Here is a 20100-nt window from a genome sequence, read left to right as displayed (position 1 = left end):
TTAGGCGCGACGGAAATTCCCGGATACGGAAAATTACGGTAATCTGGTTCCCATATATGGAAAAACTTTCTTGGGATGATCTGCGCATTCTTCTGGCTGTGCATCGGGCCAGGAGCTTGCTGGGTGCAGGCAAAGCACTTGGCCTTTCAACCTCCACGACCGCGCGGCGTCTGGATGCCCTGGAGGCCGCCGTAGGACGGCAATTGGTGTACCGCAGCCAGTCGGGTACTGAGTTGAAACCAGAGGCGTTGCGCATGGTGCAGCTAGCCGAAGGGCTTGAGCATGGTCTGGATGCGTTGCGCCGCGATCAAACCGTTCTTGCTGGGACATTGCGGGTCAGTGTGCCGGATGGAATGGCTCAAACACTGACCCGATCGCTGCTCGCGTTCTGCCAAGAGTACCCCGACGTTGATCTTGAGCTGGTAGGAGAGAATCGGATGGTGGATGTGGCCGCGCGTGAGGCGGACATTGCCGTTCGTCTGGCGCGCTCCACTTCCAATGTGCTCGTCGAAAAGCACCTGGCGACGTTTCGGTTCGCGCTGTTCGCATCTGCGGACTATGTTCGACGCCATCTTCCAACGCGGCGGCTCAGTAAGGGCGAGGCCGCGGCGCATTCATTCGTCGGACTTGATGAACGATGGAAGGAGCTGCCGCACGAGCAATGGATGCGGACGCTGGGCGCGACGCGATTTGCATTTCGCTCCAGTTCAATGGATGCCATCGAAGAAGCCGTTCGCTACGGCGTAGGTCTTGCGGCATTCCTTGAAAAAGATCCACGAAGCGCGGGCCTGATCCGTGTCGAAACGGATACGGATGGGCCGTCCCAGTCTTTCTACCTCGTTTATCACCGCGATTTGCGAAAGCAACCGCATGTTCGTGCTGCGGTGGCATCAATCGAGGCATACATGCGTGTGCATCGCTGACTCGGATCAGCGCCCGCGAGCGCGGGCAAGATCTTGATGGCACCCCGCCGCAATGGGCGAGGCTTGTGGCGCTACGCCCCAGTTTGCCGCGGCAGGTTGTGCGAAAGCGTGCGCGCTCGCATCGTGCTGGCGGGCTTCGCCGCCATCGGCCTCGCTGCGCTGGCCTGGACAGTGCGCGGCGGCGGTGTGTCGCGGGATATGGGACGGCAGCGTGGAGTTGTGCCTTAACGGCTAGCCTGCTTCACTGTTTGAGTGGAAGTGGCCGTTCGTTGCACAACCCAGGGGGGAGCCGCCAGCTTTTCGGTGATCCAGTTGGAAAAGGCGCGAGTCTTGGACGGAGTGCCGGCCGCTGCCGGTGTGACCACATAGACGGCGCCGCGATCGAGCAGTGCCCAATCGGGAAGGACTTCGACCAGCTTGCCCGCGGCCAGATCGCGGCAGGCATACCAGTCCGACGTGTACAGGATACCTAGCCCGCTGACAGCCGCTTCGATCAACAGTTCGGCGTCATCCGACGCCAGGGGGCCAGACACGGTGACGCCGAGTGTCCCCCCGCTGGGCTTGGTGAAATTCCATCGGTAGGGATCGTGTCGGCCGGTGAAGCAGAGGCATGGATAGTTGGCTAGGTCTTGCGGCGTCTGAATAGCCGGATGCCGGGCGATGAAATCCGGGGATGCGCAGATCATCCGACGACGCTCTGCAACCTTGCGGGCGACCAAGCGCGAGTCGGGAAGCTCACCCAAGCGAATGGCGAGGTCGAAGCGTTCCCCGATCAGGTCAACGAAGCGATTGCTGGTGTCCGCCTCGATGGTGACGCGCGGATGCTTACGCAGGAACTCCACGATCAGCGGTGTCAACCACATGCGACCGAAGTTGCCCGGCAAGGTGATGCGCAGATGGCCGCGCGCCTCGCCATCAGCGAACGCGACTGCTTCGCGTCCGGCCGCCTGCAGGTCGTGCAGCAATGGCCGAATCCGGTCGAGATAGGTTCGACCGGCCTCGGTGAGAGCCACCTTGCGCGTGCTTCGTTCGGCCAGCCGGACACCCAGGCGCGCTTCCATCGCACTCAAGCGGCGAGAAACCGCAGTGGGATCCCGTCCGAGCTGCCTGCCAGCTGCAGCGAACGATCCTGTATCGGCCAGAGCTACGAAAGCCGCTAGCTCGTTCAGATCGGAGAATAGAGATTGCTGCATTTTTCGCAGGTATGAAATGCGTCGTCTCCGTATTCTACATAAAAACGCCGCGATTTAAAGTGACATACCTTTAGGAGAAAGACTCGTGCAATCCATTCAAATCACCGCACCTTCGTTCGATGCATTCCGGCGGGCAGAGCTGCCCGAACCCACTCAACCTGGCAAGGGACGCATCCTTGTTCGCATGAAGGCCGGCAGCGTCAACTTCGCCGATCTCGCCGTGGCTTCCGGCCATTACCCCGGCGCCTTGTATCCCAACATTCCCCTGTCCGACGGTGCGGGGGAGGTCATCGCTGTCGGTGAAGATGTCTGGCAAGTTGCCGTTGGCGATCGCGTCGCCATCCACGTCAAGGCGCACTGGATCGCTGGCCGGCCTAGCGCGGAACTGGCCAATCCGATGCGTGGTGCGACGCTGCCCGGCTCGCTGGTCGAAATCGCCGAACTCGATGCGGCCGGCGTCGTCAAGCTGCCGGACTATTTGAGCTGGGAAGCCGCAGGCACGCTCCCCATCGCGGCGATGACGGCATGGCGTGCGCTGGAATCGGCGCAGATCGGCCCGGCATCCACCGTCGCGCTGCTGGGCACGGGCGGGGTGTCGATCTTTGCGCTGCAACTGGCCAAGGCACGCGGGGCGCGAGTCATCATCACCTCCTCGTCCGACGAGAAGCTGGCCCGCGCTCGCGCCTTGGGCGCCGATGAGGTCATCAACTATCGCCAGGATGCCAACTGGGATGCTTCCGTTCTGGAACGCACGGGTGGCGTCGGTGCCGATCTGGTCATCGACCCGGTCGGCGGCGAAGGCTTCAACCGATCCGTGGCCGCTGCACGTCACGGCGGCACCGTGGCCGCCATCGGTTTCCTCGGCGGCGGTGCCACGCCGCTGGATTTGCTATCGGTGATCTTCAGGGAGGTGAGCGTACAAGGCAGCAACGGCGGCTCGGTGGCGGACTTGGCGGGAGCGGTGGCGGCGATGGCCGCGCATCGCATCGAGCCGGTCATCGACCGCACTTTCGGCCTTGATGACTTGAAGAAGGCTTACGAGCTGATGGCGCAAGGCGGCCACTTCGGAAAAATTGCGATCAGCTTCGACTGGTGAGTTCTGGACTCAGACCGTTGCTAAGAAGTTGCCTCGGCATTCGGCGCGCCGAGATGGAAATCCTGATTCCAAAGCTAGATATAACTGCTGCCTTGACCCCAATGAATACTCCGCAGCGCGCAATCAGCGCCGCGGAGACATTTTAGATAAGGAGTAAGAGGATGGCTAGTTCGTCCTTGGGTGCCGAACAGTCCGGCACATTTCAGCGAGCAAGTGCTTGATTACTGCTCCTCCCTCGGTATCGGCTTTATTCCTTGGTTCCCGCTGGCCGCAGGTGATCTCGCCAAGCCAGGCTCCTTGCTCGATAACCTGGCTCAGCGATACCACGCTACACCCGGGCAACTTGCGCTTGCTTGGCTCTTGAAGCGAAGCCAGAACATGCTGCCGATCCCGGGTACGTCGAAGGTCACGCATCTAGCGCAAAACGTTGCCGCCGCGGCGATAGCGTTTTCGGATGAAGATTTCCTCGCTCTAGACGAAGAAGGACGGAAGGCGTCGCGGGATGCCGGCACCAGATGATCAATCACGGCCGACCACGGCCGGCAAACTACCGGGAAACGCTATGAATGAAGACGTATCAATGTCTCGACGAATGGTCGTGACTGGCCTTGCCGCCGGCGCGGCCACTGAGAACAACTCGGTCGCGGTGGGGCCGGGCGCCACGGCATTGATCGTGATGTTTCGGCCTCGCGGTTCGCGCGAGAGGAAACTGGCATTTGCCGTGCCGCGCAACGGCGCCAGGACCTTCTTGGAACGACGCTAATGCGCCCCGGCCGCCGACGCATCCATGTCGCCGCCTTTCTTCGGCTTGGTCAGCCAGACGAAGACGATCAGCACGAAGAACAGCACCCCCGAGATCCAGAAGATGTCGTTGGCGCCGAGCATGGCCGCCTGCTGCGAGATGCCGCGCTCGATGAAGCCGTCGGCCTGCGCGCGCGTCATGCCCATCTGCATCAGGTGGTTGATCTGGTCGACATAGACCGGGTTGAACGGGTTGACCTGCTCCACCAGCTGCGCGTGATGCAGCGCCGAGCGGTTGTCCCACACGGTGGTCGAGATCGAGGCGCCGATCGCGCCGAAGGTGATCCGCACGAAGTTCGACACGCCCGAGGCCGACGGCATCTTCTCCGGCGGCTGGCCCGACAGGATGATCGAGGTCAGCGGGATGAAGAACATCGCCATCGCCGCGCCCTGGATCAGCGTGGGGATCATCAGCGTGCGGCTGTCCACCTGCAGCGTGAAGCCCGAGCGCATCAGGCTGACCACGCCGAAGGTGACGAAGGCCAGCGTGGCGACCCAGCGCGCGTCCATTCGCGGCAGGTTCTTGCCGATCAGCGGCGACAGCAGGATGGCGAAGATGCCCACCGGCGCCATCACGATGCCGGCGTCGGTCGCGGTGTAGCCGACGATGGTCTGCAGCCACAGCGGCAGGATCACCAGGTTGCCGAAGAACAGCCCGTAGGCCACCGAGATGGCCACCACGCCGGCGCTGAAGTTGCGCCCCCGGAACAGGTGGATGTCCACCACGGGGTGCTTCTCGTAGTTCTCCCACACCACGAAGAACAGGAACCCGACCACCGCCACCACGGCCAGCACCACGATCGCGGTGGAGTGGAACCAGTCCAGCTCCTTGCCCTTGTCGAGCATCAGCTGCATCGAGCCGACCCAGATCACCAGCAGCGCCAGCCCGATGCGGTCGATCGGCAGGATCCGGGTGGGCGTCTCGCGCTCGCGGTAGATCGCCCAGGTGGCATAGGCCGCGCCGAGCCCGACCGGGATGTTGATGTAGAAGATCCAAGGCCACGTCATGTTGTCCGAGATCCAGCCGCCCAGCAGCGGGCCCATGATGGGCGCCACCAGCGTGGTCATGCCCCACAGCGCCAGCGCCATCGTGCTTTTCTGCGGCGGGTAGCTCGACAGCAGCAGCGCCTGCGACAGCGGGATCATCGGCCCGGCCACCGCGCCCTGCAGCACGCGCGCGGCCAGCAGCACCTCCAGGTTGGGCGCCACGCCGCACAGCCACGACGACAGCACGAACAGCAGGATCGAGGTGACGAACAGCCGCACCGCGCCGAAGCGGGTGGTCATCCAGCCGGTGAGCGGCACCGAGATGGCGTTGGCCACCGCGAACGAGGTGATCACCCAGGTGCCCTGGTTGGGCGCCACGCCCAGGTCGCCCGAGATGGCCGGGATCGACACGTTGGCGATGGACGAGTCCAGCACGTTCATGAACGTGGCCAGCGACAGCGCGATGGTGCCGACCACCAGCTTGCCGCCGCTCAGCGGCACCGGCAGGGCGGAGCGGGGTGCCGGCGCGCGCGGGGCGGGCGCGGCGCCGTCGCGCGCGGGAAGGGAGGTCGCCATGTTCAGGTGTTGGCCGGTTTCGCCGCCGGTGCCGCGACCGGCGCCGCCATCGGCTCGGCAGCCTGGCGCCCGCCGTTGTTCAGCGAGATGATGCGGGCGATCAGCGCGTCGGCGTCCTGCGCGACCTTGTCATAGACGTCGGTCTGCATCGGGCGCGATGCCGTGGTCTGGGTCATCGAGGCGCCTTCCTCCTTGCGCACGTCGACCGTCACGTTCATCGACAGCCCCACGCGCAGCGGATGGTCCTTGAGCTGCCGCGGGTCCAGCGCGATGCGCACCGGCAGGCGCTGCACCACCTTGATCCAGTTGCCGGTGGCGTTCTGCGCCGGCAGCAGCGAGAAGGCCGAGCCGGTGCCGGCCGAGAACCCTTCCACCTTGCCGGCGTAGGCCACCTTGGAGCCGTACACGTCGGCTTCGAGCCGGACCGGCTGGCCCACGCGCATATGCGTGATCTGCACTTCCTTGAAGTTGGCGTCGACCCACACCTGCTCCAGCGGCACCACTGCCATCAGCGGCGTGCCCGGCGCCACGCGCTGGCCGACCTGCACCGAGCGCTTGGCCACGTAGCCGGTCACCGGCGCCGGCAGCGTGGAGCGCGCGAAGGCGAGATAGGCCGAGCGCAGGTTGGCGGCGGCGCGCTGCACGTTGGGATGCTTCTCCACCGTAGTCTGGTCGGTCAGCACCTTGTTGGAGGCGAGCTGCTCGCGCGTGGAGGAGAGCGCCGACAGCGCCGCCTGCAGCGCGGTCTGCGCGTGCGAGATTTCCTCGCCCGAGACCGCGCCGGAGCCGGCGATGGCCTGGCGGCGCCGGAGGTCTTCGCGCGCCCGGGCCACGTCGGCCTCGCGCATCGCCACGTTGGCGGCCAGCGAGCCGTTGTTGACGTAGAGCGTGCGCACTTCGCGCACGGCCTGCGCGAGCTGCGCCTCGGCCTGTTCCAGGTTGACCTGCGAGTCGGCGCGGTCGAGCTGGATCAGCGGCTGGCCGGCCGTGACCAGCTGGGTGTCGTCGGCCGCGATCGAGATCACGGTGCCGCTGACCAGCGGCGTGACCTGCACCACGTTGCCGGCGACGTAGGCGTCGTCGGTGTTCTCGAAGTGGCGCGCGTACAGGCCCCAGTAGATGCCGTAGGCCACGCCCGCCACCACCACCGCGGCGGTCAGGGAAAGCAGCAGGCGCTTGCGCTTGCCGTTGTTGTTGGCGGAGGCCGCGGGCGCGGGCGCGGCGGCGGTCTGGGACGCTTGCTTGTTGTCGCTCATGATGGTGTCTTAAGAATGCTGTCTCGGTGCTGTGCGGCGGCCGCGGCCGTCCGCCTCGTTGGTGCGTGGCGCTCTCAGCCCTGCGCGCCGCCGGGCTTTTCCCCCGCCACGCCGCCGGCCGGTTCCTGGTAGCCGCCGCCGAGCGCCTTCATCAGGCCCATCTGCAGGTCCAGCCGGCGGGCCTGCAGGTCGGTGGCGAGGCGGCGCTGCTGCAGCACGTTGCTCTCGGCATTGAGCACCGTGAGCTGCGTGCCGAGGCCGGCCTTGTAGCGGATGGTGGCGAGCGAGTAGGCGCGCTCGGCCAGCGCCAGCGCCTCGCGCTGCGCGGTGATCTGCGTGTCCACGCTGCGGATGCTGGTCACGGTGTCGGCGGTCTCGCGCAAGGCGTCGACCAGTGCCTGGTTGTAGTTGGCCACGGCGAGGTCGTACTGTGCGTACTTGCCGCGCAGGTTGGCGCGCAGCTTGCCGCCCTCGAAGATCGGCAGGGTCACGGCCGGGCCGACGCCGAACGTGCGGCTGATGCCCATCAGCAGGTTGGAGGTGTCCAGCGAGGCCACGCCGGCGAAGGCCGTCAGGCTGATCGCGGGCAGGAACTCGGCCTTGGCCACCGCGATGTCCTTGCCGGAAGCCTCCACGCGCCAGCGCGCGGCCACCAGGTCGGGGCGGCGGCCGAGCAGCTCGATGGTGAGGTTGTCGGGCAACTGCGGCGTGTCGTGCGCGAGCACGGTCGGGCGCTGGATTTCCTGGCCGCGGTCCGGCCCCTTGCCCAGCAGCGCGGCGATCTGGTTGCGCGCCAGCAGGATGTCTTCGTCCACGCGCAGCAGGTCGGTCTGCGCCGAAGCCACGGTGCCGCGCGCCTGGGTGGTTTCCACCTGCGTGTCGAGCCCCGCGCGCAGGCGGTCGCTGGACAACTGGGTCAGGTCGCGGCGCTGGGCGATGGCGCGCTCGGCCACGTCGCGCTGCGCGTACAGCGCGGCCAGGCGGGCGTAGGTGCGCGCCACGGCGGTGGTCAGGATCAGGCGCGAGGCCTGGCTCTCGGCCTCCATCGCGCGGTCGTCGGACAGCGCGGCCTCGAGCGCGGCGCGGTTCTTGCCCCAGAAGTCGAAGTCGTACGACAGGCCGGCCTGCAGGCGCGACTGGTTCTGCCAGGAGCCGGCCAGCGGCGTGCCCGCGAACAGGTCGGTCGAGGAAAAGCGCTGGCGCACCAGGCTGCCCTCGAAGTCCACGCTCGGGTAGAGCGCGCTGCGCGTGATGTCGGCCATCGCGCGCGAGGCTTCCACGCGCGCGAACGCGGCCTGCAGGTCGGGGCTGTCCTTGACCGCCTCGTCGACGAGGCGGCGCAGCTGCGGGTCGTTGAACTGGTCGACCCAGTCGAGCGAGGGCCACTGGCCATGCTCGCCGGGCAGGGTCCTGGCGCTGGCCAGGGCGGCCGGGTCGGTCACCGTCTGCGTGCTGTGCGAGTTGCCGAAGGCGGCGCAGCCGGCCAGCACCGCGGCCGCCAGCGCGCTCAGCGCCAGCGTGGCGGCACGGCGGCCGGCCGCGCCGGCGCGCGGCGACAGTGCGGATTGGGAATTGGGAGCTTGGTTCATCTCGGTGCCCTGCGCGAGAGCGTCAATGTTGCTTTTGTCATCGGTGAAGAACGTCAATCGATCCGGCTTGCCGGCCGGTGTCGCGCCTATCCGCTGTTGTTGCCGATGATCCGGTGCAGCATCGAGCGGAACGTCTGCAGCTCGGCCTCGGAGAAGCCGCGGAAATGCCGGTTCAGCACGCGGCAGTAGATGCGCGGCAGCGCCTCGAGCAGCGTGCGGCCGGCGGCGGTGATCGACACGTCCACCACGCGGCGGTCCGCGTCGCTGCGCTGGCGCTCGATCAGGCCGCGCTTTTCCATGCGGCCGAGCAGGCGCGTGACCGAGCCCATGTCGGTATTGAGCTCGCGGCCCAGGTCGGTCACGGTGTTGCCGCGCCCCGCGGCCAGCATCATCAGGCAGGTAGCCTGGGCATGGGTGATGTCCAGGTCGTTGACCTCCAGCTCCACCTCGTGCGACAGCAGGTTCTTGGCGCGCGCCATCAGGTAGCCCACGCTTTCGCCCATGCGGTACTGGGCCGGGTCGAAAGGATGGGTGTCGTCGAAGGCGGACGGGTCGTGCGGCTGGGGCGAGGGCTGCTCGGGCATGTCTGTCAGGTGCTTGTCAGGTGCTTGTCGCTGCAATGTTTGCCGTGGCAACTATATGTTCACGAATGAAGATCCGCAAGGACGGCAACTTGCTATTGCGATATGCGCAATAATTGAACAATTGTGATCGGCAAGGCGATCGCGCCGGCCACCCGTTCCCGGCCCGTCGCCATGCTTCCGGTCGCGCTTCGGGTTTTGCGCCGCAACATGCTATAATGTCGGGTTATCTTTTGATGCTCAGCCCCACAAGCGAGACGCTGCAATGACCCGCGCCATCCGCAATATCGCCATCATCGCCCACGTCGATCATGGCAAGACCACTCTGGTCGACCAACTCCTGCGCCAGGCAGGGACCTTCCGCGACAACCAGCAAGTGGTAGAGCGCGTGATGGATTCGAACGACATCGAAAAGGAACGCGGGATCACCATCCTGGCGAAGAATTGCGCTGTCGAATACAACGGTACCCACATCAACATCGTCGATACCCCGGGCCACGCCGACTTCGGCGGTGAAGTGGAGCGCGTGCTGTCGATGGTCGACGGCGTGCTGCTGCTGGTCGACGCCGTCGAAGGCCCGATGCCGCAGACCCGCTTCGTCACGCGCAAGGCGCTGGCGCTGGGCCTGAAGCCGATCGTGGTGATCAACAAGGTGGACCGCCCCGGCGCGCGTCCGGAATGGGTGATCAACCAGACCTTCGACCTGTTCGACAAGCTCGGCGCCACCGACGAGCAGCTCGACTTCCCGGTGATCTACGCCTCCGGCCTGAACGGCTACGCCGGCCTGACCGACGACGTGCGCGAAGGCGACATGAAGCCGCTGTTCGAGACCGTGCTGGCCAAGGTGCCGGTGCGCGACGACAACCCCGACGGCCCGCTGCAACTGCAGATCATCTCGCTGGACTACTCCAGCTACGTCGGCAAGATCGGCGTCGGCCGCATTTCGCGCGGCCGCGCGCGCCCGCTGCAGGACGTGGTGGTCAAGTTCGGCCCCGAAGGCAATCCGATCAAGGGCCGCATCAACCAGGTGCTGAAGTTCCAGGGCCTCGAGCGCGAGATCGTGCCCGAAGCCGAAGCCGGCGACATCGTGCTGATCAACGGCATCGAGGAGCTGGGCATCGGCTGCACCGTGTGCGCGCCGGACGCCCAGGACGCGCTGCCGATGCTCAAGGTGGACGAGCCCACGCTGACGATGAACTTCTGCGTCAACACCTCGCCGCTGGCCGGCCGCGAAGGCAAGTTCGTGACCAGCCGCCAGCTGCGCGAGCGCCTGGACCGCGAACTGAAGTCGAACGTGGCGCTGCGCGTGGCCGAGACCGGCGACGACACCATCTTCGAAGTGTCGGGCCGCGGCGAGCTGCACCTGACCATCCTGCTGGAAAACATGCGCCGCGAAGGCTACGAGCTGGCCGTGTCGCGCCCGCGCGTGGTGTTCAAGGAAATCGACGGCGTCAAGCACGAGCCGTTCGAGCTGCTGACCGTGGACGTCGAAGACGGCCACCAGGGCGGCGTGATGGAAGAGCTGGGCCGCCGCAAGGGCGAACTGCTCGACATGGCGTCCGACGGCAAGGGCCGCACCCGCCTGGAATACCGCGTCCCGGCACGTGGCCTGATCGGCTTCCAGGGCGAGTTCCTGACCATGACGCGCGGCACCGGCCTGATCAGCCACATCTTCGACGACTACGCGCCGCTGCGCGAAGGCGGCCTGGGTGAGCGCCACAACGGCGTGCTGATCTCGCAGGACGACGGCGACGCCGTGGCCTACGCGCTGTGGAAGCTGCAGGACCGCGGCCGCATGTTCGTCAAGCCGGGCGATGCGCTGTACGAAGGCATGATCATCGGCATCCACAGCCGCGACAACGATCTCGTGGTCAACCCGATCAAGGGCAAGCAGCTCACCAACGTGCGCGCCTCGGGCACCGACGAAGCCGTGCGCCTGGTGCCGCCGATCCAGATGTCGCTCGAATACGCGGTGGAATTCATCGCCGACGACGAACTGGTGGAAATCACGCCGAAGAGCATCCGCCTGCGCAAGCGCCACCTGAAGGAACACGAGCGCAAGCGCGCTTCGCGCGAAAACGCGTAAGCGTCTTTCGCCGCAGTCCGGCAGCAACGAAAAACCGCGCCCCGTGCGCGGTTTTTTGTCGTCCGGGCCACGGCGGCGCCGTCAGGCGTCCGGCATCCGCTCCGCCGCCGGCGCCGCGCGCGGGCTGCGCCATTCCGGCGGCATCCACAGGTGGCGCGGGTCGCGGTGGCGCCACGCGTCGGCGAACATGTCGCGCCATTCGTGAAAGGTGAGGGTGAGCGGGTTGTGGCTGTCGATGCGGCGCGTGATGCCGTACTCGGGCGCCTCCTGCTCCGGCACGAACGAGCCGAACAGGCGGTCCCACACGGTCAGCACGCCGGCGTAGTTGCGGTCGATGTAGCGCGGGTTGCGGGCGTGGTGCACGCGGTGGACCGAAGGCGTGTTGAACAGCCATTCCACGCGGCGCCAGCGCCTGCCCAGGCGCGTATGCACGAAGAACTGGAACGCCAGGTTCAGGCCGACCGCGAGGATCACCCAGTCCGGCGTGAAGCCGGCCAGCGCCAGCGGGATCCAGAACAGCCACATGCCCGAGAGCGGATAGGTCAGGCTCTGGCGGAACGCCGTCGAGAAATTCATGCCCTCCGACGAATGGTGCGTGACGTGCGAGGCCCACAGCCAGCGCACGCGGTGGCTGGCGCGGTGGAACCAGTAATAGAGGAAGTCCTGCAACAGCAGCAGGAGCAGGAACGACCACCACGCCTGCGGCACCGCCTGCCAGCCGTGCCGGTAGCACCAGTCGTAGGCGGTGCGCACCATCAGCCACAGGAAGAAGGCGTCCGAGGCCTGGTGCATCAGCGCCAGCGCGGCGTTCGAGGCCGAATCGCGCAGGCTGTACACGCCCGGGTCGCGGCGCGCCCAGTACCACGCCTCCGCGCCGATGGTGAGCAGGAACACCGGCGCGAACGCCAGCAGGATCAGGCCGGGATCGAGGGTCGACTGTGTCATGGCGCCAAGTGTTGCCGGTTTCCGGCGTTCATGCCTGGAGGCCGCCCTCTAGACGCGCGCCGGCCCGCGCCATGCCGCCGCGGTGCCCGCCGCGCGGTCCCGCTGGTGTAAAGTCGAGGGCTGCTTCCGAGGAGAAAGAGACAATGACAGACCTGGTCACCAGCGAGATCCACGGCGGTATCGGCTACCTCACGCTGAACCGCCCGCAGGCGCTCAACGCGCTCTCGCTCGAGATGATTCGCGCCATCACCGAGACGCTCAACGACTGGGCCGCGGCGCCCGAAGTCGCGGCCGTGGTGGTCGCCGGCGCCGGCGGCAAGGCCTTCTGCGCGGGCGGCGACATCCGCTTCTTCCACCAGGCCGCGCTGGCCGGCGACCTCGCCACGCTCGACCAGTTCTTCGTCGAGGAATATGCGCTCAACCACCTGATCCACCGCTACGCCAAGCCCTACATCGCGCTGATGGACGGCGTGGTAATGGGCGGCGGCATGGGCATCTCGCAGGGCGCGCGCCGCCGCCTGGTGACGGACCGCACCAGGATGGCCATGCCGGAAACCAATATCGGCCTGTTCCCCGACGTGGGCGGCGGCTGGTTCCTGTCGCGCACGCCGGGCCGCCTGGGCGAGTACCTGGGCCTGACCGGCGCCGTGATCCATGCCGCCGACGCGCTGCACGCCGGCCTGGCCGACGCCTACCTGCCCGGCAACGCGATGGCCGAACTGGTCGACACGCTGCGCTCGCGCGCGTTCGCCGACGGCGACGCGGTGCTGGCCTGCATCGACGCCGCCACCGCCGCGCACCGCGGCGCCTGCGTGCCCGCGCAAAGCCAGCTGGCCGCGCTGCGGGACGACATCGACCGCCTGTTCGCCGGCGCCACCGTGACCGACATCGTGGCCGCGGTCAGCGACGCCGGCACCGACTGGGCGGCGCAGACCGCCGCCATGCTGCGCGGGCGCTCGCCGCTGATGCTCAACGTCACGCTCGAGCAGATCCGCCGCGCGCGCACCATGACGCTCGAGGACGAGCTGCGCATGGAGCTCGACATGATGTACTACGTGTTCCGCCACGGCGACGGCGTGGAAGGCATCCGCGCGCTGGCGGTCGACAAGGACCACGCGCCGAAGTGGCAGCCGCCGCGCCTGGACGAGGTGTCGCGCGAGCGCGTGCGCGCCTTCTTCGACAGCCCGTGGGCGCACGGCGAGCATCCGCTCGCGGCGCTGTAGGCTGGATGGGGCGGGCCTGTTCCCGCCCGGTGCCTGCGGTTTTCTTTCACGCAATTGGATTAAAGTGACGGCTGGACCGGCCGCCGCCGGTCCGCATCACTCCGACATCCATCCTGCAGTGAACGTGAAAGGAATCGCGATGAGCCATCCCCGTGACGTAGCCGTACTGGTAGGCAGCCTGCGCAAGGAATCCTTCAACCGCAAGCTCGCGCTTGCGCTGGCCGCGCGGGCTCCCGCCGGCCTCAAGCTGGAGATCGTGGAGATCGGCCAGCTGCCGCTGTACAACCAGGACGAAGACGGCGGCCCGCCCGCGCCGTGGGTCGCGTTCCGCGACCGCATCCGCCGCGCCGACGCGGTGCTGTTCGTGACGCCCGAGTACAACCGCTCGGTGCCGGCCGCGCTCAAGAACGCCATCGACGTGGGCTCGCGCCCCTACGGGCAGAGCGCGTGGGACGGCAAGCCGGGTGGCGTGATCAGCGCATCGCCGGGCGCGATCGGCGGCTTCGGCGCCAACCACCACCTGCGCCAGTCGCTGGTGTTCCTCAACATCCCGGTGCTGCAGCAGCCCGAGGCCTATCTCAGCGGCGTCGACAAGCTGTTCGACGAGCACGGTGGCATCGCCAGCGAGTCCACGCGCGGTTTTCTCGACAAGTACCTGAACACCTTCGCCGGCTGGATCGAGCGCAACGCGCCGCGCTGAGCATCGCGCGCAAACGTTGACGCCCGCTGTCGCAAGGGCAGCGGGCGGGAGGGCAGGTTATCGCTGCCGCGCGCGTGTCGTGGTGCTTGTGGTTCTATTTCCCGCGCTTGAGGTCCCCGGCCGGCCGCTCGCGCGTGCCTGCCGGCGGCTGGCCTGGAAAGCCCTCCGGATAGCTGATGATGCGCAGGCCCGCGACGGCCCTGCGCAACGGCCATGCATGGCGGGCGCCGGTCCTCGCGCCGCCGGTGATCGCCGTCATGGCTTCCCTGTCGAGATCCACGCTGTCCGGCAAATCCTTGATGACGATAACGGCCATGACTTCCTCCTGCATGCGCCTGACGGGCGGCCGCGTGGCCGCGGCGCCGCCCTGGTCAGTATAGGTCACGGGCCTATGCTCCGGGACCGCTGGTGTGCCGCTCAGACCGCGGCGTGCGTGGCCGCCCATTGCGCCGGATTGACGTTGATCGCCAGTCCGAGGCCGGAGCCGATCACGCCGACGTTGTTGAGCGTGTTGACGTTGATGCTCTGCAACTGGGCGATGTTCTGGCTGACGTTGACATTGACGTTGGCCACCGGGCCCAGTCCTTGCAGCCAGTTGTTGGCGCCGCCGCGCACCCTGGCCAGGGACTTGCCGTCGAGATCCTGGGTCAGCGCGAGGTCGCGCACGATGATGGATGACATGATGTTTGCTCCTTGATGGTGGTGGTGTCCGGTGGCGCGGCGGCGGGGCGTGTCCCCGGCCCGCCGCGCGGCGCCGTTCAGCGGTAGATGTTGTTGGTGGCGTTCTGGGTGCTGTCGACGTGCGAGCGGATGCCGTCGGCGAAGGCGGTGTTGTTGCCGTTCATGTTGACCACGTTCTGGGTCTGGCCGATCAGCTGCGAGGCGTTGAAGGTGGAGTCGATCTTGACCGCGCTGAACACGGGCAGGACGGGCAGGAAGACCGTGCCGCCGCGCACCGCGCGCATGGCGCGGGCATCGAGTTGTTCGGTGACGGACAGGTCCTTGATGGCGAGGGTGGTAGTCATGGCAGTGCTCCTGGGTTCGGTGAGAGTGCGTGCGCGTGGGCCGGGACTGGCTTAGCGGTAGATGTTGTTGGTGGCGTTCTGGGTGCTGTCGACGTGCGAGCGGATGCCATCGACGAAGGCGGCGTTGTTGCCGTTCATGTTGACCACGTTCTGGGTCTGGCCGATCAGCTGCGAGGCGTTGAAGGTGGAGTCGACCTTGACCGCGCTGAACACGGGCAGGAAGGGGACGAAGCCGCCGCGCACGGCGCGCATGGCGCGGGCGTCGAGTTGTTCGGTGACGGACAGGTCCTTGATGACGAGGGTGGTTTGCATGGTGGTTCTCCTGAGAGCGGTTGGCTGGTTGGGCCGTTGGTGATTGGGACTTCGGTTCGTTTGGTGTTGAGCATCGTTGCTGCGCTCGGGAGGTACAAACGCATGGAGTGTGCCAAGGCGGGCCGGGCCGACGCGGATTGCCCGCAAAGCCAGGCGGCATGCGGGTTTGCGGTTCTGCGCCGCACATCGGGCGCGGGGCCGCGCGATGCGATGGCCCCGGCGGCTGGCGGGTCGCGGCCAACACCGCGGCGCCATGTGTTCGTTGGCGCGCGACACCTCGCCACGCCCGCGCGCGACGCGCGGCGCTTGTGCCGCCTCTGCATCGCCCGTGCGTCGCCCAGGCGATGCACGCGAGGTTTGCGATTGGCATGAGTGCGCACTAGTATCCATCGTGGGCAGGTACTCGCCGGCGGACGGCGGGTAGGCGCTCAATGCGCGACTTCGCGCTACCACGTCGCGGCTGCACCGATGGCTAGCATTCCGGATCTGATACGAACCTTCCAGAGCGGTGGTCTTTCGCACGAAGAGCTGTTTGCCCGCATCGACCGCACCCTGGCCGCGGACCACGCCAGCGCGCGGCAGTTGGCGGACATGCTCAGCGAGGAAAACACGCGCGTGCCGCTGCCGCCCGGCGTCTACGAGGAAGTGCTGCGCCGCATCGAGCGCCGCGGCGCCACGCAGTTCGAGGAAGGCGGCGAAGAAACCCGCATGGAGACCGGGCCGGCGGGCGCGCCTTTCATGTCGTCCTCGCCCGCGTCGTCTCCTTCGTCTCCTTCGTCTCCTTCATCTCCTTCATCGTCCCCGGCGTCCGCCGAGGGCGCGGGCCAGGCGCTGCCCGCGGGCGAGCCGGCCAAGGGCGTGGGCGATACGCTCAACGGCCGCTTCGTGCTGGAGGAGTGCCTCGGCGTGGGTGGCATGGGCACGGTCTACAAGGCGCTCGACCTGCGCAAGCTGGAAGCCTCCGACCGCCGGCCCTACATCGCCATCAAGGTCCTCAACGTACAGTTCCGCGGCCACCCCAAATCGCTGATCGCGCTGCAGCGCGAAGCGCGCAAGGCGCAGACGCTGGCGCACCGGAACATCGTCACCGTCTACGACTTCGACCGCGACGGCTCGGTGGTCTACCTGACGATGGAGTACCTGCAGGGCAAGTCGCTCAACCGCATCCTGCGCGCGCCGGACTTCACCGGCATGCCCTACGCCAAGGCGCTGCCCATCATCACCGGCATGGCGCGCGCGCTGTCCTACGCGCACGAGCGCGGTTTTGTCCACTGCGACTTCAAGCCCGCCAACGTCTTCATCACCGATGCCGGCGAAGTGAAGGTGATCGACTTCGGCATCGCGCGCGTGTTCCAGCAGCCGGCCGACGACGCCGATCCCACCGTGTTCGACCCCGGCACGCTCGGCGGCATGACGCCGGCCTATGCCAGCCCCGAGATGTTCGAGCACCGCGAGCCGGACCCGCGCGACGACATCTACGCGCTGGCCTGCGTGACCTACGAACTGCTCACCGGGCGCCATCCCTACGAGCGGCTCTCGGCCAATCAGGCGCGCAGCGGCGGCCTCAAGCTGCAGCGGCCAAAACTGCTCACGCGCGGCCAGTGGCGCGCGCTGCGCGCCGCGCTGTCGTTCGACCGCGCCACGCGCACGCCCACCGTGGCGCGCTTCCTGGCGGACCTCGGCGCCGCGCGCGGCGGCATGCCGCCGCTGGCGCGCGTCGGCGCGGCGGCGCTCGCCGGCGTGCTGGTGGCCGGCGGCCTCGGCTACTTCGCGTGGCGCATGCGCGGCGCCGATACCCGGCCGCCGCCTGAGCAGGCCGCCGCCGGCGCGCCCGCGGCGCCAGCGCAGGCCCCGGCGCCGCGGGCCATGTCGATGCAGGCGGTGGCGGCGGTGCTGGCGCGCCAGCCGTGCTCGCTGCTGGCCGCCTCGGCGCGCGGCGAGCACGCGCTGCAGGTGCGCGGTTTCGTGGCCGAGCGCGTCGGCACCAGGCGGCTGCAGGAAGACCTCGGCGCGGTGCCCGGCGTGCAGGCGGTGAACCTCGACGTGCAGCCGCTCGGCGACGACAAATGCGACGTGGCGCGGCTGGTGTCGCCGTACTGGTCCGGGCGCCGCGCCGGCGACGCGCTCGCCACCATCCGCGCGCGCGCGCGCAACGGGCAGCTCGGCGAAGGCACGCCGCTGGTGGTGGACATCACCACGCCGCCGTTCGACACCTACGTCTACGTGGACTACTACATGGCCGACGGCCGCGTCGTGCACATGGTGCCGAGCAGCCGCTCGCGCGCCAACCAGGCGCCGGCCGGCTACAGCGCGAGCGTGGGCAGCATGGGCGACTGGGTGGTGGGCAGGCCGTTCGGCACGGAGCTGATCGTGTTGCTCGCCACGCCGGCGCCGCTGTTCGACGCGCTGCGGCCCGAGGCGGAGCCGCGGCAGGACTACCTGCGCGCGCTCGACCGCCAGCTCGGGCCGATGGCCGCGAAGTACGGCGAGGACCATATCGGCGCCGACATGGCCCAGATTTCCACGCACGCGCGCTGAGCGCGCGCGGCGGCTACTTCAGGTCGCGCGCGACGCGGAAGCCGTTCTGCGACTGGCGCACGCTGGCGCTGTACTTGAAGCGGGTGGAGGACAGCATGTAGCTGGCGCCCTCCTGCCACGAGCCGCCGCGGATCACGCGCACGCTGCAGCCCGGCTCGTCCCAGGCCCGTCCGTCGGCCGGCGCGCCCTTGTAGGAGACGTGCCAGCAGTCGGCCACCCATTCCCACACGCTGCCGTTCACGTCGTGCAGGCCGAAGCCGTTGGCGGCGAAGGAGCCGGCGTTGGCCGGCGCGTCGGCGCTCCAGGGCTCGCCGCAGTCCTTGCAGTTGGCGGTGCCCTTGCGCATCTGGTCGCCCCACCAGTAGAGCGTGGCGGTGCCGCCGCGCGCCGCGTATTCCCATTCGGCCTCGGTGGGCAGGCGGTAGCGCTTGCCGCTGGCCTTGCTCAGCCACGCCGCGTACTGCTGGGCATCGTCCCAGCTGACGTCGCGCATGGGCGCGTTGCGCGCCGCGCCGGCCACGGTGGCGATGCGCGGGCAGCCGCCGCCGTCGGCGCAGGCATTCCATTGCTCGACCGTGACCTCGTACTTGCCGATCGCGAACGGCTGGCCGATGGCCACGTGATGGGGCGGCTTCTCGGTCGGGTCGCCGCCGTTGCTGCCCATCGTGAAGGCGCCCGCCGGCACGCTGTGCAGCACCGGGCAGGCCGGGCAGTCCTTGAGCTCGCCGGGCTTGACGTCGACCGTGACGGCGCCGCTGGCCACTTCGCGCTGCCTGATTGACGCGGACGACGCAGAGGACGCGGACGAGGGCGCGGATGCGGATGCGGATGTGCCGGCGGCGGGCGCGGGCTGCACCTTGCCGCTCTGCGCGCGTGCCGGCGGCGGCGCGACGGTACCCTGCGCGGTGGACGGCGCCGGCGCGGCGCGCGGCCGCTCGGCGGCAGTCCCCGCATCGGTCTTCGGCGCGCTGGCGCGCAGGCGCTCGATGCGCGCGCGCGCCAGCGGCGCGAAGCGGCCGTTGGGATAGGCCTTCAGGTAGGCCTCGTAGTCGCTGGCGAAATTGCTGTTCTTGATCGATTCCCAGAAGGTCAGCTCGTATTGCTCGTCGCTGTCCTTGGGCAGGATGCCGCGCTGCGCGTACAGCGCCGGCGAGATCCGTGCCGGCTCGGCGGCGCCGGCCGCGGCAAGGCCGGCTGTCGCGCCGGTGGTTGCGTGCGTTGCCGCGCCGAGCGGCAACGGCGCCGTCAGCGCCGACGATACCCACGGCTGCTGGGCGTGTGCGGTCCGCGCGCCGACGATGCGGCCGGCCTCGCGCAGCGCGGACTCGGCGTCGGCGCCGGGCGCGGCCAGCGTGCGCAGCAGCGCCGCGGTGAAGACGCCATGCCGCGCGCCGTCGCTGGCGGTGGCGCCCGGCGCGGCGGCATAGGCGATCACGGTGCCTGCGGGCGCGGCGGGCGGCGTGACGGCGGCGCCACGATAGGGATCGTCCAGGCAGGTGTCGAGGATCAGCACATTGCGCGCGCCGGGCCGCGCCGCCGGCATGCTGGCCAGCACCGCGTCCAGCGCCGTGCCCGCCGTCAGCAGGCGGTGCGGCGCGCGACCGTCGGCATCGACCGGCAGCAGCACCGGCGTGGCACCGGCCGCGAGGCCGTGCCCGGCGAAATAGAACAGGCCCACGCCGCCGCCCGCGAGCCGCCCGCGGAACTCGGCCAGCGCGCGCGCCATGCCCGCGTGGTCGAGGTCCTCGCGCAGCATGACGTCGAAGCCGAGCGCGGCCAGCGTGTCGCGCATCGCGCGCGCGTCGCCGCGCGCGTTCGGCAGCGGGGCGCCGGCATAGGCGGCGTTGCCGATCACCAGCGCCACGCGCGCCGGCTCGCCGGGAATCTGCGTGGTCGCGGCTTCGGCGCGCACGACCGCGGCCAGGCCGACCAGGCACACGACAAGGAGGGTTCGCCACATATGCAGGCCTTGTTCGTACCGCGCGGAAGGTCATCGCCGCGCCGCGCGCCGGCTGTGCCAGTTGTACCGGCCGTGCCGCGCGAAACGCGATGATGCCCGGCCGGTACGGCGGGGCCGCGCTGCGGGCGCAACGGCAGCATGCAGCGCGGGCGGCACCGGCCGGCTCAATCCACCATAGCACAGCGATTGTGAATCCGGAGGTGCTTTGCAGCGCCGGGTGGCGCCGCGAGCCCACCGCTTGCCGCGCGTGCCGCGCGGCCGGGTGCGCCGAGTATCTTTTTGCGTTTTTCCGTTCTAAGCTGGAGGACG

18 protein-coding genes and 1 pseudogene are annotated in these 20100 nt (G+C 68.4%); 7 read left to right on the top strand and 12 right to left on the bottom strand.

The genetic code is table 11. The features are described 5' to 3' along the window. Positions 1-56 precede the first annotated feature (56 nt). Positions 57-923 carry a LysR family transcriptional regulator gene (locus tag ACWTPI_RS11795; RefSeq protein WP_081651552.1) on the top strand — a complete coding sequence of 289 codons (867 nt, stop codon included), beginning with the start codon at positions 57-59 and terminating at the stop codon, positions 921-923. A gap of 224 nt (positions 924-1147) precedes the next feature. Here the strand turns inward: ACWTPI_RS11795 and ACWTPI_RS11790 are convergent, their stop codons facing one another. Further along, positions 1148-2116, bottom strand: coding sequence for a LysR family transcriptional regulator (locus ACWTPI_RS11790; RefSeq protein ID WP_454731739.1), 969 nt, complete (start codon positions 2114-2116; stop codon positions 1148-1150). Positions 2117-2201: 85 nt separating this feature from the next. Between ACWTPI_RS11790 and ACWTPI_RS11785 the strand changes: the two genes are divergently transcribed. Continuing rightward, positions 2202-3212: a zinc-dependent alcohol dehydrogenase family protein gene (locus ACWTPI_RS11785; RefSeq protein WP_454731738.1), complete on the top strand. Its 1011-nt coding sequence runs from the start codon at positions 2202-2204 to the stop codon at positions 3210-3212. Between the two features lie 180 nt (positions 3213-3392). Further along, positions 3393-3731 carry an aldo/keto reductase gene (locus ACWTPI_RS11780; protein WP_454731737.1) on the top strand — a complete coding sequence of 113 codons (339 nt, stop codon included), beginning with the start codon at positions 3393-3395 and terminating at the stop codon, positions 3729-3731. 111 nt (positions 3732-3842) lie between these two features. On the opposite strand, the pseudogene ACWTPI_RS11775 reads toward ACWTPI_RS11780, so the two are convergent. The 5 genes and pseudogenes from ACWTPI_RS11775 to ACWTPI_RS11755 form a co-directional block, all read right to left on the bottom strand. Continuing rightward, positions 3843-3917: pseudogene (locus tag ACWTPI_RS11775) on the bottom strand (3-ketoacyl-ACP reductase); the annotation flags it as partial. A 54-nt stretch (positions 3918-3971) separates the two neighbouring features. Next, positions 3972-5576 carry a DHA2 family efflux MFS transporter permease subunit gene (locus ACWTPI_RS11770; protein ID WP_029044225.1) on the bottom strand — a complete coding sequence of 535 codons (1605 nt, stop codon included), beginning with the start codon at positions 5574-5576 and terminating at the stop codon, positions 3972-3974. Between the two features lie 2 nt (positions 5577-5578). Continuing rightward, positions 5579-6832, bottom strand: a complete 1254-nt coding sequence (locus ACWTPI_RS11765) for an HlyD family secretion protein (RefSeq protein ID WP_454731736.1) — start codon at positions 6830-6832, stop codon at positions 5579-5581. A 74-nt stretch (positions 6833-6906) separates the two neighbouring features. Next, on the bottom strand, positions 6907-8421 hold the full coding sequence (locus tag ACWTPI_RS11760; protein ID WP_454731735.1) for an AdeC/AdeK/OprM family multidrug efflux complex outer membrane factor: 1515 nt from the start codon (positions 8419-8421) through the stop codon (positions 6907-6909). Positions 8422-8507: 86 nt separating this feature from the next. Beyond that, on the bottom strand, positions 8508-9005 hold the full coding sequence (locus ACWTPI_RS11755) for a MarR family winged helix-turn-helix transcriptional regulator (protein ID WP_020205911.1): 498 nt from the start codon (positions 9003-9005) through the stop codon (positions 8508-8510). Between the two features lie 262 nt (positions 9006-9267). On the opposite strand from ACWTPI_RS11755, the gene typA reads away from it, so the two are divergent. Further along, a complete protein-coding gene (typA, locus tag ACWTPI_RS11750; RefSeq protein ID WP_020205910.1) occupies positions 9268-11088 on the top strand; it encodes a translational GTPase TypA in 1821 nt (606 codons plus the stop codon). An 81-nt stretch (positions 11089-11169) separates the two neighbouring features. Here the strand turns inward: typA and ACWTPI_RS11745 are convergent, their stop codons facing one another. Beyond that, complete coding sequence (locus ACWTPI_RS11745) at positions 11170-12033, bottom strand: sterol desaturase family protein (RefSeq protein WP_454731734.1); 864 nt, start codon at positions 12031-12033, stop codon at positions 11170-11172. A 143-nt stretch (positions 12034-12176) separates the two neighbouring features. Here ACWTPI_RS11745 and ACWTPI_RS11740 point away from each other — a divergent pair, with 143 nt between their 5' ends. Beyond that, positions 12177-13256 carry an enoyl-CoA hydratase/isomerase family protein gene (locus ACWTPI_RS11740; protein WP_059413390.1) on the top strand — a complete coding sequence of 360 codons (1080 nt, stop codon included), beginning with the start codon at positions 12177-12179 and terminating at the stop codon, positions 13254-13256. Between the two features lie 139 nt (positions 13257-13395). Next, entirely contained in the window at positions 13396-13956 is a 561-nt protein-coding gene (locus tag ACWTPI_RS11735) for an NADPH-dependent FMN reductase (RefSeq protein ID WP_454731733.1), read from the top strand. Between the two features lie 94 nt (positions 13957-14050). Here ACWTPI_RS11735 and ACWTPI_RS11730 read toward each other — a convergent pair whose 3' ends face one another. The 4 genes from ACWTPI_RS11730 to ACWTPI_RS11715 form a co-directional block, all read right to left on the bottom strand. After that, on the bottom strand, positions 14051-14341 hold the full coding sequence (locus ACWTPI_RS11730; RefSeq protein WP_020205906.1) for a hypothetical protein: 291 nt from the start codon (positions 14339-14341) through the stop codon (positions 14051-14053). A gap of 32 nt (positions 14342-14373) precedes the next feature. After that, positions 14374-14637 (bottom strand): hypothetical protein, encoded by a 264-nt coding sequence (locus ACWTPI_RS11725; RefSeq protein WP_020205905.1) that lies wholly within the window; start codon positions 14635-14637, stop codon positions 14374-14376. A gap of 77 nt (positions 14638-14714) precedes the next feature. Then, on the bottom strand, positions 14715-14981 hold the full coding sequence (locus ACWTPI_RS11720) for a hypothetical protein (protein WP_454731732.1): 267 nt from the start codon (positions 14979-14981) through the stop codon (positions 14715-14717). Between the two features lie 51 nt (positions 14982-15032). Beyond that, the gene (locus tag ACWTPI_RS11715; RefSeq protein ID WP_059413392.1) at positions 15033-15293 is read right to left on the bottom strand and encodes a hypothetical protein; all 261 of its coding nucleotides are present in this window, start codon (positions 15291-15293) and stop codon (positions 15033-15035) included. A 468-nt stretch (positions 15294-15761) separates the two neighbouring features. On the opposite strand from ACWTPI_RS11715, the gene ACWTPI_RS11710 reads away from it, so the two are divergent. Then, the gene (locus ACWTPI_RS11710; RefSeq protein ID WP_454731731.1) at positions 15762-17831 is read left to right on the top strand and encodes a serine/threonine-protein kinase; all 2070 of its coding nucleotides are present in this window, start codon (positions 15762-15764) and stop codon (positions 17829-17831) included. Between the two features lie 13 nt (positions 17832-17844). On the opposite strand, the gene ACWTPI_RS11705 is transcribed toward ACWTPI_RS11710, so the two are convergent. Continuing rightward, positions 17845-19791, bottom strand: coding sequence for an SUMF1/EgtB/PvdO family nonheme iron enzyme (locus tag ACWTPI_RS11705; protein ID WP_454731730.1), 1947 nt, complete (start codon positions 19789-19791; stop codon positions 17845-17847). Positions 19792-20100 lie beyond the last annotated feature (309 nt).

It is taken from the genome of Cupriavidus ulmosensis (assembly GCF_977008105.1).
The sequence above is the reverse complement of the archived record's forward strand: the minus strand, read 5'-3'. Positions and strand labels throughout refer to the sequence as shown.